This window comes from Lachnoclostridium edouardi (assembly GCF_900240245.1).
GTDB lineage: Bacteria > Bacillota > Clostridia > Lachnospirales > Lachnospiraceae > Lachnoclostridium_A > Lachnoclostridium_A edouardi.
Genome location: NZ_OESQ01000001.1, coordinates 1,963,941 through 1,977,761, shown reverse-complemented (window position 1 = coordinate 1,977,761; position 13,821 = coordinate 1,963,941). Strand labels below are relative to the sequence as shown.

Here is a 13,821-nt window from a genome sequence, read left to right as displayed (position 1 = left end):
TCCCCTTTCTTAATCCTTTAGCACAACTACCCTTAAATTCATTACGTTGGTTCCTGTATGGCCTGTAACAATAGCGCTGTCTATGGACTGAAGCACCCGGGAAGAATTGTGATTTCTCAATTCTTTATTTATATCAATGTGCTTTTCCGCCAAAACCTTTTTGCTGCTTCCTGATACAATTCCACCTGCAATATCGCAGGGGCCGTCTGTGCCGTCTGTATCTATGCTGACAAAGGCAAAACCCTGATTTGCCCTGATTTTATCTATAAACCCCAGCACTGTTTCCTGGTTAGGCCCTCCCTTCCCGCATTCTCCCTGAATTGTAACTGTTGTTTCTCCACCTGAGATCAAGGCGCATGGCTTTGAAAAAGGTCTGCTATTTTTCAATATTTCATCTGAAATACCTGCCAGCACAACTCCCACATCCTTGGCCTCTCCCTCCATAATGGTAGAAAGAATATATGGCTTATATCCCAATTTTCCCGCCTGTTCTGCAGCCGCCCTGCAGGCTGCCTCCGGGTCTGCCACACTGATAATTTCCTGCCGCATCCCCTCTAAGCTTTTTACGGTCTCTGCCTCCGGGTGAGATTCTCCCCAAAGCAGACGGCTTTTTACAGATTCCGGCGCCGTCTCCCAAATATTATAAGTTTTTAGTACATAAACAGCGTCCTGAAAGGTAGTAGGGTCAGGAAGGCTCATATCTGGCCAGGGCATATCTGGAGGAGCTGTATCAAAAGTAAATGTAATCACTGCCGCTGGCTGTCCGCAGGCCACAGCCCGTCCGCCCTTAATCATGCATAAATGCTTCCTGACAGCATTCATTTTTCCGATTTCCGCCCCGCATTTTAACAGCTGGCTGTTAATATCTTTTAAATCCTGAATACTGATGCCTTCTGCCGGCAAATTGGCTAAGGCAGAAGAGCCTCCTGTTATGGCGGCCAAAACCAGGTCCTTAGGCCCAGCTTTTTTTAGTATTTCCACCATCCGCTTTGCTCCCTCTATACTTCTTTCATCTGGAATAGGATGGCTGGATTCAAATATTTCAATGTGATTCAGCCTTCTTTTTTCTCCCTCTTTTACAATTACAAAGCCTTCTCTAATCTCATCCTTAAAAATCTCATCTAGAGCCTGGGCTATGGGAAAAGCTCCTTTTCCAACGCCTACTACATAAATATTTTCAATATCCTCCCTCTGAAATTTCATTTTTCCTATCTGCAGTACTCCATCTCTGTAATAGATTGCATCTTTTGTGGATTCATAAGGAATCACCTTTCTGATTCCCGCCTCTACAATTTTTAATACGTCCTGCCTTAAACTTTTCTCATCTCCAAAGCTTAATATTTCTTCATTTTTAAACAACGGAGTTTTTTCCATTTTCATCCTCCCAACCTGTTATTAATGCTCCGGTCTGGTCAAACTCCCAGAAGAACCCTTCTTTATTTATTATTTTTAACTGGCCTGATTTTCCTCCTTCTTTCCTGGCGCCTTCCTCCCCCGCCATAATTTCCTCTGCAATGGCCTGAGAAACCTGAAACTCGTCCAGCCTGAGAGTATTTTTTATCCTTACAATTCTCTCTCTGCCTTCCTTTATATCAGGAACAGTTTTTATTCCGGCTCTTAATGCGTCAAAATCATTTTCCATAATCATTGGAATCTTACACCCTGCAGTAGTTCTGGCTGTAAGACTGTTAGGGTAAGTTTTCTCCCAGGACATTTTTTCAAATAATCGTCTGGTGGAAATATCGGCCAGGCCAGCTCCAGAAGCGTTTCCGTCTGACTCTTCAGTTAAATCCAAAACAGTCAGCCGTTTAATAAATGGAACTGCCTTCATATGCTCTGAGGTAAATCTTTGAATAACATTACAGTCCATTCCAGTGCCTGTAATATTTTTTCCTATTTCATCTACCGCCAGTAAATCAATATCTCCAAAGGGAATTCCTGGAAGGTATGTTTTTGCCTTCTCCAGTAAGCCAGGCTCTTCCTCCATAATCTTTTCCCTGGCCACCGCCCTTACCATACAAATTTGATCGTATGCATTTTCCATTAATCCCAGGCAAAACAAAAGATTAGACTTTTCAATGTGAACTCTGCCGATTTTCTCAAGATTCTCGCCCATATTTTTCATTCCCCTGGAATGACAGTAATCCGCCCCTCTTTGCTTGCCCAGGCCAATTACATTCATCTTTACCATACCGCTTTCATATTTTCCCCGAAAGCTGCAGTGAGGCTTAATTCTGGCTATTGTTATGGTGTAATCCCCCTGATTTGCCATATGATCAAAATAAACAGGAATCTGATCCTCAGTAAATCCAATAATGTCCGTGTCCATGCTGGATTTAACAGGAACTCCCATCGTCTCCTCACTGACCCCTAAGTGCTTTAGAATCATTGTCTGGTTTTCACTGACTGCGCCTCCGTGGCTTCCCATAGCCGGAACAATGTAAATATGACCAGTAAATCTTTTTAAAGTCTCTATTACAGTCTTCACAATCACAGGCAGCTGTGCGATCCCTCTGCTTCCCACTGCCAAAGCCACTTTCTTATTGGTAATTTTTTCAATGCCCGGAAAATTAAGGACCTCTCTGGATACAGCCTCAGAAACATTTAAAATATGATCTTCATTAAACTTCTGCCTGACTGTATACATTTTAGGAAAAACTACAGGCCTTAAAATCTGCTCATATACATTTTCATTCATACAATTCCCCTTCTCCCTTTAAGTTCTTCCGTCTTCTTTCTAGTCTACTAGTATACTAGTATATTATCATGCTTTATTTCTCTATTCAATAGACGAATCCTACAAACATCTTTGTGCAAAATAGCAAAAAAAGGAAGCTTCCACAGAATATATACTTCTGCGTCCACTTCCTTTTTTATTGTTATGAGCACTTAGAATCCGTATTTTGGATTCTTACGTGCGATACATGAAAAATCGTTCACGAGGTCTTTCACGAGTGTTACTATTTTTTATTTCACTCGTTCCATAAAAAACTACGGGAAACCCAAACTTTGCTAACGCAAACTTTGGGTAGCAAATAGTTTCGCACGCCGTGCTCAACTATTTTTTCTTTTCAATAGCATCAATGGCGTCAATCACTGCTGACCGAAATCCCCTTCTCTCTAATGCAGCGACTCCCACAATGGTAGTTCCTCCAGGCGAGCACACTGCATCCTTCATTGCTCCTGGATGAGCTTGTGTACTTAACTGAAGCTTTCCTGTACCGGCAACCATCTGGGAAGCCAGTTTATAGGACAATGCTCTGGGCAGCCCGTGCTGCACCCCGGCGTCGGACAATGCCTCTATAAACATACTGGCAAAGGCAGGGCCGCAGCCGCTGACAGTGCCGGCAACACTTAACTGCTTTGTTTCCACAGACTGAACCAGCCCTATAGAGGACAGCAGGCTTTCCACCAGGCTAAATTCCTCCTCTGTCAGAGAATGCTTGCTTTCACAAATAATAATTCCCTCTCCAATAGACACAGGAGTATTTGGAATCGTGCTTAAATGATGAGTTCCCGGCTCCAGAATCTCCTCATATTTGTCAAAAGGAACTCCTGCTGCCACAGAAACTAGAATTTTTCCTTTTAACATCTGCTTAACCGGTTTTATAACCTCCTGAATCATATAAGGTTTTACCGCTATAATCACTATGTCCGCCTTTTCCACTACTTCCCCTGCATCCTTACAAGGATTCATCCCTTTTTCCTCTGTATTTTTCCGCAGCTTCTCCCAGTTTTTCGCACAAGCATAAATCTGCCCCGGGCCAACTGCTTTTTTTAAAATCATTCCCTCCGCCATAGCCTGAGCCATATTGCCAAATCCAATAAATCCTACTTTCGTATTTTCTAAGCTCTTCATTTTAAACTCTCCTTTTTAAAAAACCATTCCTAAGATTAATGTGTAAACAGGGATAACGGCCATACTGATAACTGTAGTCACTGCAATCAGCAAAGTACAGAATTCATAGTCAGCCCCTGACTCCTTGGCCAAAATTCCAAACTGCGTCATGGCGGGCATAATAATTAAAATTAAGTACACCTGCTTTGCAATATCATTAAAAGGCAAAGGCAGGAGAATAGCCATCATCAAGGCGGGGGCGGCCACAAACCGGTTTAAAAGCAGCACCGCCAGATCTCTGGACATTTTCATCTGCCTGAAATCTATATTCCGCAGAATACTTCCAATTACAATCATAGCAATAGGCGTGGCCATCTTTCCCAGCTGATTCACAGGATTAAAAATCCAATCCGGAATCTGCACATTTGCCGCCACCAGCACAATACCTGTTAAAAACCCAACAATAGGCATAGATACAATCCGCTTCAAATTATCCTTTGCAAACAGGGAGCCCTCCTGCCCTCCGTCTCTTCTTAAAAGCCAGGCCCCTACTGTCCAGAATAAGGTAGTATTGGCAATATAGTAGCTCATAGCCATAGGCAGGGCTTCCTCCCCCAGAATAGCAGTCACAATGGGAAAGCCTACGAACACTGTGTTGGAAAAGCCTATTACATTAATAAAAGCTCCCTGCCTTTTCTTTTCAATTTTCATCAGCCTTGACACTGCAAAGCCTACAATAATAAAAAATATTATAATGCCAAAGGGAATAGGAAAATACTTGAGCAAATTCAAAAGCTCTTTTCTGGAACCGCAGGTTTCGTATACGTTCACTATCATGTACAAGGGAATTGCCACCTGAATACACAGCTTAGACAGAAAATTCTCTCCCTGCTTTCCAAACCAGGGCTTTCTTGTAACTGAAAAACCCACCATCATCATCAACACAAGAGACATAACGCTCTTTATAGATTGAAGTATCATTCTTAATTTCCCGCCTTTCTGTGAGGCACTAAAAAGCTTTCCTGCTCAATAACAAGTCCCTCATCACAGATTTTATCTATTAGGTTCTGAAGAACCGGCTCTTTTATCCCCCTTAACTTCCTGCAAATGCCCTCGTCTGCTTTTTCCCCAAGATCTTTATACCTTTCAAATGTATTTACATCCATCATAAAAGGCTGTACCTCCGGAAAAATCTCTTTTTTGATAAACTGAAAAATGCGAACGCCGCCAAAATCCAAATCCCCTGTGTGATAATACTGAACCTTCTTATCTTTCAGCACATGATATAACCTTTTTAGAAATACTCTTTCTTTTGGGGAAAAGTAGCCGTGAGAAAATATAATCAAAGTGTTGTCCTCATAGGGCATAGAAATATAATTAGCCTTATTCTCCACTGTCACAACCTTGGTGATCTTCTGATTTTCTTTTATACCTGCTTTTTCTATAGTGGCGCTGGTAAGCACCACGCCATAGACAAACGCCGACAAGTCTAAAATTTTTCCCTCCAGCTCTAAAACCAAATTCCCTTTCACAGACATTTCCTGAGAATACTCTTCAATAAAAAGCTCCCTTAAAATTGTGTGATCGTCCATATTATCATCTAAGTCTGCTTTTTTCCTTCTGGCAATTCGGATTACAGCGTCCTGGTACTGATTTTCAAAAACCTTTGAACCTCCAAATACATACTTGCTGAAGACCTTTTTTAATATAGGCTCCCTTAAACAGTCTAGCTCCTCAAGACAGTAAAACAGCTGCTGATTATACTCTCCCAAATCCAGCTCTTTCCCCTTTTCTAAATCTCTTTGCAGATCTTCCCCATAAGCCTTCAGCCAGGGGGAAGAGATACAGGCCAGCCAGTTTTTCACATAATCCTCCTGCTGCTGTATCCTGTCTCTTTTAGGAATTTTCCCTGATCTTTTGTAAAATTCTTCCTGATCTCCCAGCTGAAATTTTACTTCTCCAATATCAAAATCATAGCTTTCCCATTTAATCTTCAGCAAACCTGTCTGCTCCAGCTCTCTGGCTTCTTTAATCATTTCCTCCCGTCCGTACTGCTTATACATCCAGCCCTGAATTTTCAGATTGCGGAAGCCTGACGCCCCTATTCTCCAGTCAACTGAAGACCGCTCAATTTTTTCAATAATAATTTCTGTTAATCCCATTCTCCTGCTTCCTCAGACAGCTGCTCAAACTGCCTTTTCTCAAACTCCTGCACAGAAATATGCTTTTTATTTGGATTGGCAAAAACAAATGTCTTATCTACATTTTCCAGATAATTTTGTATTTTATCATTGGTGGCGCTGATAATCGCCTGGAAGCCCAGGCCTCTGATCAGGCGGATACAGCTGGCTACCTTTTCCCCGTCCATTTTAGAAAATGCCTCGTCCAGCACTACCAGGCGCATAGTCGACTCCCGCTCCAGCTTAGGCGACAAATTAATTCTGTAGGCCTGAGCAAAGCTGGCTAAAAGAGCTACATAAAAGGGGTTCTGTCCCTCTCCTCCAGAGTTTTTTCGTATCATTCTGCTGAGGGGTATTTTCATAGTTTCTTCTCCTTCAATAATCTGCTGCATATCAAAGGACAAATATGTTCTGTAATCGGCGTACTTCTCCATCTGCCGTCTAGCTTCCTCCTGCTGCTCTAAAGTAGCCCCCTCAGGTGGTATAAAAATCTGTATCAGCTCATTTAACATAGCTCCATACTTTTCCTCATGGCTCATTGTAAATAAATTCATCTGATTTTCCATAGATTTATTTAAGCTGGAAGGATTAATGTCTAAATCCTCATCCATCAGCATATCATAATACTGGCTGTCCGGTCCTTTGCTTCTGCCAATTACAAACTGATATTTATCTTTTCCGAAATCCAGACTGCTGATAATCTTATTCAGCTCATCCTTTCTGATTAAAGCTTCCTTAATAGCTGTTCTGATTTTATATACAAAATCCTCCTTAAAATGGATTACAGCGGCCCTTGCCTGCTCTTCCGCCCTTTCCTTATATGTCGCCAGCTGGTCGCACTGCAGCTGGCTTAACAGCTGGTCATATGCCTGATTATCCCTTCTCTCCAAGGGAACTGCTCTCTCCGGATGCTGCTGAAGATAAAAGACTCTTTGCTCCATCAGCTTTCCAAAAGCTTCCTCCTGTTTTTGCACCGCCTCCTCAGCTTTTCGCCTGTAGATTTCCTTTAATTTATCATACCTTAAAACATTTATAACGTCAGCCTTTTTAAAGTCCTTTTGATTTGATTCTAAAATCTCCTTTACTCTAAGCTCTCCTTCCTCTTCTTCCTTAAACTGACCTTTTCTTTCCTCCAGCTGATAATTGAGAGCAACATTATTTTCTTTCTTTTTCTTAATCTCCTCCTGCAGTCTCCAAATAGCCTGAGAAACACTGGCCCTTAGCTTAGAGGAAGCTTCAATTTCTTCTTTCAGCTCCTCCCTCTCCCTGGTCCACTGACTAACCTGGCCCCTATCTAACTCTGCCAATTTCTTTTCCAGCAGCTTTTTATCCCTTTCTTTTTCCACACAGCGTTCCATATCCAATTTCCAGTTTGAATACTCTTCCTCTGGCAAGCTTAAATATTCCAGATTTAAGACTCTGTCGCAGTCTTTCTTTATCTGAATATACGGCTGCTTATTTTCCTGAATCTCTTTTATCTCCTTCTCAATCTGCCCGATTCTTTTCTTCATGCTGACAGCGCCGATATAGGCCCTTTTTGTGTAATATTCAGGATTAATATACTGCAGACGATAGCTGTGATACAAAAGACAATCTGATGTGATTCCTATTTTTTCCTGCCTCAGCTCATCTATATTCTCACACTTAATAACCTTTCCCAAAAGAAAATGAATATAAGCCTGTACATAGTCAGAATATGCAATGACCTCCTCGGCCAAAGCAGATTTTAACACTGTATGCTTATCTGCGCATACTCTTTCTGTGTCCACCACCGCCACCCGGAAATACTTCTTTCTATCCAGCTCCCCATATATTTTCATGGCAGTTCTGGCATATTTAGGCTCCACCATAAGGGCCAGCTTATTATTGCCTAAATAACCTTCCACAGCGTTTCGCCACTGCTCGCTGCCAATATCCAGCAAATCTGCCAGAATCTCCACAGAAACAGACTTTTTTGTCTCCTCATATAAACGTCTCTGAAGATAGGATTTTGCCTCCTCCAGCTCCTTGGGATAAGTTTTCTTTCCGCCTTTTAGCAGCTTTAAATCATTTGTAAGCTCCTTTTCCCGCCTTTCTAAGAAACGAATCTCCGCCTCGGCATCCTTTCTCTGACCTTCCGTCTCTTTTTTCAGCTCCGCCAGCCCCTGCTTCAGCCTTTTAATCTCTCCCTGAGAAATATTTTTCTTTACAAAGCTTTCAATATCCCATAAGGTCTGATTAGGAGTGCAGTCCTCCTCCTCCCATCTTTTTAATGCCTCTCCAGTCCTGTCCCATCTGCCCTTACTTTTTAACAGCTGCTCTATTAGCTCATTTAAAGAACCCAGCTGGTTTTTTATTTCATCATACCCGGTAGCTGATATTTTCTTTAAAAGCTCATCCCTGATTTTTTCCATCTGCTGAATTTTTTCTAACAGCCTAACCTCTTCCTTTTCCTGGCCCTCCAGCTCCTTTTCACTATTCTGAATCTCGTAAATTAATGTATGTATCTGCTGAGTCCACTCTAAAATCTCCAGTTTATCAGCCGCGTATTGACAAAGCCCCTGTTCTTTTCTGATTTCCTCCACACAGGCAAACTTCTCCTGAATCTGCTCCAGCTGCTGAATTTCCTCAAAGGTATCCTGGATTTTTCTCCTCATTCTGCCGTACTGCATAACGCTTTCCTGCATATCCTCAATGTGAATATTCTGCTCTGTGCAAATATACTCTTTTACAAAATCCTCCAGCTTAATGTTCATTCGGAAGGGAATTGCCCGTTTAAACAGCATAGGAAATTTATTTTTATCCAAACCTCCTAAATACACCTCATAAAGTAGTCTTCTGAATCTGTCGTTGTGAGAGCCGCAGAAATATTCTTCATCTGTGAAATTATCCTTCAGATAATCCTTTACCTCCTCTATAGTCATTGTTCTGGAGGAGGTTCTGTACTCATGGCCAGGCAGGGGACCTTTGTGCCAAAAAAACATATGCCGCCGCTCATTAGCAGCTGTCTCCACATCAAACACCACGCCAACGCACTGTTTTTCCCCGTTTCCTGTCTGCTGAAATTCTAAGACAATAGTGCTGGAAAAGTTACTGTTTCTCAAATAAGAAAAATTGTTATTGTCCTCAATATTTACCATTCCCCGCAAATATTCTATTAGATTTCTGTCTGAGTCGTCAGCCGCCGCCTTATTGAAGAAACCTCTGCCGTCAGTGTCTGCGTACAGCACAATCTGCATAGCATCAATAATTGTAGACTTTCCGCTTCCGGAATGACCTGTAAAGAAATTAATTCCTTCATTAAATAACAAGGTTCTGTGGTCAATATAATGCCAGTTATTTAAACAAATCCCGCTGAGGGCTTTAAACCTCTGATTCGTTCTCATTTTCATCACCCTCCCCTTCTGTCATGGATTCTAAAAGCCCTCTGGCGTCGTCCCCCATTAAAACTAAGCTGACGCTGGGATAAATAATCAGTCTGGTTCCGCCATCTATATCGTCTAACATGTCCACAGGCTCAATAATCTGGTATTTTTTCAGAAGCGTTAAAGCTTTTCTCACCTCTGTAGGAGGAATTCTGCCTAAAAGTCTGTAGGAATCCAGTCTTTCATTTAGCTCCTCTAATGTGGTGTAAATATGTACGCTGGTGGATGCCTTGCTCATCTGCTCGTCATAGAGAACCTTTAACATCAGCAGATATAAGGTAGCTAACTTAGGAAGCTTATCGCCTATTACTCCCTCTCCTTGTATATAAATAATCCCTGTCTGCCTGCTTTCCTTTAAAGTAATACCTGCCACTGCAAAATATTCTTTTAAAAATTCAAAATGCTTTTCACAGTATCTGTACTCTCTGCTATATTGAAACCGCCCTGTTTTTTTCTCATATTTTCTTTCCATAATAAAGGTTTGGCGATACAACAGCTGAATTACAGACGTAATGATTTCCTGTTCTTCATCTGAAAGCTCTTTAAAATATGGTATCATTATTTTCTCCTTGTAAATGTTAGCCTGGGATATCGATAAGCTCCATTTGTCACCATATCCCCCTCCTCAGTCTCTTTTTCCACATAAAACGGGCTTTCCTTTTTTACTGAAAAATCATAGGCCAAAATCAGCTTCTCAAACTCCTGGTCCGTATGAATGCCGTCCTCACCGATTACTGCCTGGCCATTTTCCATACGTTCCTCCACAAAGCTGCAGATTTCCTCTTTAGAATATCTGGCCTTTACTTTATTCAGCTTTAAAATCTCTTCTGCAGACAAATCCTCCTCCAGCTTTTCAGCCTGAAGATTTTCCTTAAATGCCTCCTTAGGCTTTCTCTTTTTATAAAGAGACTTTTCAGAAATAATCTCCTGATAAGACAGATTCAACTGATTTCCGATTTTCTTAATACCCGGTTCCGGGTCCTCCATTTTAGACAGAATCTGGAACATTTGAAGAATTACTCCCTTTGTGTCATCTTCCTTATTTAACAGATAATAAAGTCGGCTGACTGTTACCCGAATATATTTTGTATGCTCCTTATCCATATTGGCAATCCGCCGTTCTATAGCGTCAAATCCTCTGTCAATATCATCTAAAATCTTAACCAAATCCCCGGCTGTAATGTTATTTCCCCCTCTGGCTGCCGCCTGCTCCAGAAAATCATAATTTTCTCTCAGCTCATTCAGCCACTTTTTTATGTCCGCCTTATACATATAAAAATTGTCGGAGGTTTTCAGCAGATGATATTTCTTTTTTACAATTTCCTCCACATATCCGTCTAAATGCTCTTTTAGCAGCCCGCTGTAGGAATCCTGCTCCAGTAGGCTGGTAAAAAATTTATCCATATTGTGAAGCAGCTCCTGGAGCACCTTATTCAGCCTTTTTGTGTTGACCAGAGCCGTATTTAAAAGTCCTGTCCCGGCTCTTTTATCATTGATAAATGAAAACAAATTAGCGTATATGTTTTGAATATAAACCTCTGTCTCGTCATCCCCGCCTTTTATTAACCGTTCAAAGGCAGTAATAAACACTGAGGAATAGTCAGGAATTACTATATTTATAGTAAAAGAGTGAAAGTCATCCAGCTTTTTCAGCCACTGAGTCTTAATCAGCCAATTTAAAACTCTGGTGGCCGGCGGCTCCAGCACATCTAACTCGTCTTCCTGTTCCTCTTGCTGGATTCGCAGCCGCTTTCTGGAAAAATAGTCTCCCAGCACCTGAATGCACATTTCCCGACTTAGAAAATAATTGCTGTACTCATATTCTTCGTTAATTCTCAATAAGGCCTCTATGTATACCTCCCTGTTAGGAGATCGAAATAAAGCCCAAAATGAGGCTGGTATATCATTTAGTAATTTCATTTATTTTATCAGCTCTTTTCATTGGAATTTCCATTCTTTTCCGTTAACCATCCTTCTATTATATAACCCCCTCCTACTCCAGTCAATGTGCAGAGAGGAAGCAAATACTGCCATCCCTCTATTATTTCTCTCCATTTAAATACTCCAAAATTCCCATATGTATTGTCCAGGCAAGGCGGTCCTGGTACTCCTCAGAATTCAGTTTTGCCGACTCCGCCCAATTAGAAAGAAAACCGCATTCTACGATTACGATAGGTTCTTTTACATGAAGCAGTAAATAATAGCTGTCGTTTGCCTTGGCCACCCGCGTATTTTTCTCTCCCAGCACATAATCAAACCGCTCCTGAACCAGCTCTGCCAATTTTTTTCCCTTTTCCGATCTGCTGTAATAAAACACCTGTCCTCCGGAAATCGGCTCTTCATGGTAGCTGTTTTGATGGATGCTGACAACTAAATCCGGCTTTGTCTCGCTGATGATTTCACATCTTTTCCTCATATCAGCCGACTTTTTACTGCTGTCCTTTTCTGTGTACAGCCCTTGATCTTTATCTCTTGTCATAACCACCTTTACATCCGAGTTCTCCAAATACATTTTCAGCCGCTTGGAAATCTCTAAATTAATATCCTTTTCCAGGCTTTTATCTACCCCTACCTTTCCAGGATCATTTCCTCCGTGGGCTGGAGGTTATCTGCGGCCACAGGGCATTGAAAATTATAATTGATTATTATGTTTCCCTCTTCAAAAATCTGGATGCCCGACACCATTTCTACGATTATATTTCTGTCTAAATATAGAATATCCTGATTTTCCACCAGTTTTTTCAGCCACAAATCCCCTTCCCAGCCCTTCCTGTTATTTCCCCCTTTTAACATCTCCTGAATTTTTCTTTCTGTTAAATCTTCCTTCTCCCTATACTCCCTTCCAAACATCAAAAATTCTTCTTTATTAATCAGCCCTTCCCTGTAATCCTCATAAATAGCTTTTTTCATTTTTTTTAAACGTGCCAATTCCCCCTGATATCTTAAAAGTACATCCGCCCCCGGGGTCCTCCCCTGGCAAGTCTTTTCTGCCTTTTTTGCTATTCCTTCCAGATCTTTCATATTTTCTACTATATTTTTCAGATCCGCCTTAACAGCATCCTCCAGCGCCTGAAAAGATATTTCATGGCGGGAACAGTAATCCTTTCCAAGCCTTACATATGTACCGCAGCAATAACAAATCTTTTTATTTTCTTTTCCCCCCGCTACTTTTTTTACCATAGCGCCACCGCATTGACCGCACTTTAAAAAGCCTGCAAATATATTTTCTTCCTTTTTTATCTGAGCCTGCCTGGTCTTTCTCGTCATCAGATTCTGTACTTTATTCCATGTCTCTTTGTCAATAATCGGCTCGTGGGTATTATTTACAGTTATCCACATATTTTTATTTAAAATTCTCTGTTTTCCACGCATCTCCTGAGTTTTCCTCCCCTGAACCATATCCCCGGCATACACCTGGCTTTGAAGAATTTTGTGAATGGCAGAATATGTCCAATATAATTCCCTTTTACCTTCCCCTTTGCTTCGGTAATTCTCGCCGCAAGCCTTTTTATACTGGGACGGGCACAAAATTCCCTCTTTATTTAATCTTTTGGCTATAGTCAGCTTTCCCATGCCCTCCAAATACATTTGAAATATCCTTTGCACAATTTTCCCCGCATAGGGATCTATAATCAGCTTATTTTTATCTGAGGAGGATTTTTTGTAGCCATAAGGGGCAAACGCCCCTATAAATTCCCCTGCTTTCTGCTTTGTTTTAATAGCTGAATGCACCTTTTTAGAAATATCTCTGGCATACTGCTCATTAAAAATATTTTTTATGGGAACTAGTATATCGTAAGTCTGTTTTCCGCTGTCTATTCCATCTGTCACAGAAATAAAACGAACTTGTTTTTCCGGCAAATACCGCTCCAAATATCTGCCTGTATCAATGTAGTCCCTTCCAAATCTGGATAAATCCTTTACTATTACACAATCCAGCCTCTTATTTTCAATATCCCAGAGCATCCTCTGAAAAGCCGGTCTGTTAAAGTTAGTGCCGGACCACCCGTCGTCTACATAAAACTCCTGAAGTATTAAATCCTTTTCATTTAATACATATTCCTGAACCAGCTTTTTCTGATTCACAATACTGTCGCTTTCTGCCTTGTCTCCGTCCTCCCTGGACAATCTAATGTAAGCTCCTGTTCTCAGAAAATGTTTATTTCCCGCTTTCTCATTCATTCAAATACATCTCCCTTATTTATATTATCCAACTCTCCCTTCCCCTGTTTATTATTAATCTCCAGATAAACAGCTTTCAAATGGTCCTTTATCAACCTCTCCACCATACTCTCAGCTGAATACTTTCCTAAATATACCCGCTGAATCTTATACTCCTTTTGAATATTTGCTTTCACCGTCTGCTTTTGCTCCCAGAACACTTCTTTACCACAATGTA

At 41.2% G+C, this 13,821-nt stretch carries 10 protein-coding genes and 1 pseudogene; all 11 read right to left on the bottom strand.

From position 1 onward, the window contains the following. Positions 1-9 precede the first annotated feature (9 nt). The gene (locus C1A07_RS09345; protein WP_180952221.1) at positions 10-1,374 is read right to left on the bottom strand and encodes a glycerate kinase type-2 family protein; all 1,365 of its coding nucleotides are present in this window, start codon (positions 1,372-1,374) and stop codon (positions 10-12) included. Further along, positions 1,352-2,698: a nickel pincer cofactor-dependent isomerase, group 22 gene (locus tag C1A07_RS09340; RefSeq protein ID WP_101876870.1), complete on the bottom strand. Its 1,347-nt coding sequence runs from the start codon at positions 2,696-2,698 to the stop codon at positions 1,352-1,354. Before C1A07_RS09340 ends, C1A07_RS09345 begins: the two co-directional genes overlap by 23 nt. Positions 2,699-3,058: 360 nt before the next feature. Beyond that, entirely contained in the window at positions 3,059-3,859 is an 801-nt protein-coding gene (gene proC, locus C1A07_RS09335) for a pyrroline-5-carboxylate reductase (RefSeq protein WP_101876869.1), read from the bottom strand. Between the two features lie 15 nt (positions 3,860-3,874). Next, on the bottom strand, positions 3,875-4,819 hold the full coding sequence (locus C1A07_RS09330; protein WP_101876868.1) for an AEC family transporter: 945 nt from the start codon (positions 4,817-4,819) through the stop codon (positions 3,875-3,877). A 2-nt stretch (positions 4,820-4,821) separates the two neighbouring features. Further along, entirely contained in the window at positions 4,822-6,000 is a 1,179-nt protein-coding gene (locus tag C1A07_RS09325; protein WP_101876867.1) for a Wadjet anti-phage system protein JetD domain-containing protein, read from the bottom strand. Beyond that, positions 5,991-9,389 (bottom strand): ATP-binding protein, encoded by a 3,399-nt coding sequence (locus C1A07_RS09320; RefSeq protein ID WP_180952220.1) that lies wholly within the window; start codon positions 9,387-9,389, stop codon positions 5,991-5,993. Before C1A07_RS09320 ends, C1A07_RS09325 begins: the two co-directional genes overlap by 10 nt. Next, positions 9,361-9,981 (bottom strand): DUF4194 domain-containing protein, encoded by a 621-nt coding sequence (locus tag C1A07_RS09315; protein WP_101876865.1) that lies wholly within the window; start codon positions 9,979-9,981, stop codon positions 9,361-9,363. Before C1A07_RS09315 ends, C1A07_RS09320 begins: the two co-directional genes overlap by 29 nt. Next, on the bottom strand, positions 9,981-11,342 hold the full coding sequence (locus tag C1A07_RS09310) for a Wadjet anti-phage system protein JetA family protein (protein WP_101876864.1): 1,362 nt from the start codon (positions 11,340-11,342) through the stop codon (positions 9,981-9,983). The genes C1A07_RS09315 and C1A07_RS09310 overlap by 1 nt, the downstream gene beginning before the upstream one ends. Before the next feature lie 121 nt (positions 11,343-11,463). Further along, positions 11,464-12,018 (bottom strand): annotated as a pseudogene (locus tag C1A07_RS09305) (N-acetylmuramoyl-L-alanine amidase); the annotation flags it as partial. Next, complete coding sequence (locus tag C1A07_RS09300; protein ID WP_101876863.1) at positions 11,991-13,604, bottom strand: recombinase family protein; 1,614 nt, start codon at positions 13,602-13,604, stop codon at positions 11,991-11,993. The pseudogene C1A07_RS09305 and the gene C1A07_RS09300, both read right to left, overlap by 28 nt. After that, positions 13,601-13,780, bottom strand: a complete 180-nt coding sequence (locus C1A07_RS09295) for a hypothetical protein (protein WP_145996048.1) — start codon at positions 13,778-13,780, stop codon at positions 13,601-13,603. Before C1A07_RS09295 ends, C1A07_RS09300 begins: the two co-directional genes overlap by 4 nt. Positions 13,781-13,821 lie beyond the last annotated feature (41 nt).